Annotated in this window: 1 protein-coding gene; it reads right to left on the bottom strand. The window is 41.2% G+C overall.

The window, feature by feature from the left end; genetic code table 11:
* Positions 1-240, bottom strand: a 240-nt coding sequence (locus tag E4T71_RS09600; protein WP_167758541.1) for a transposase, incomplete at both ends; no start/stop codon positions are given.

Below are 240 nucleotides of genomic sequence, written 5' to 3'. Positions count from 1 at the left end.
TAAAATAGGTCGGAGGAACTCCACCGCTCCTTCGGAGCAATAGCGATTTCCAGGACGTAACTGAGCATTGAAACAATAACCAGTCTGACTTTCAAAAGCATAGAGTGGATGATAGCCTGTGGCACGGTAATGAGCATTGTAAGCCGAGCCTTCTTGTTTTCCATAGGTTGTAAAATGAGTCGAATCAATATCAATGATAAGATTCCCCACTTGATGAAATTGTAAAAAGATTTGGAGAAG

The organism is Streptococcus sp. WM07, assembly GCF_004570525.1.
GTDB lineage: Bacteria > Bacillota > Bacilli > Lactobacillales > Streptococcaceae > Streptococcus.
The sequence above is the reverse complement of the archived record's forward strand: the minus strand, read 5'-3'. Positions and strand labels throughout refer to the sequence as shown.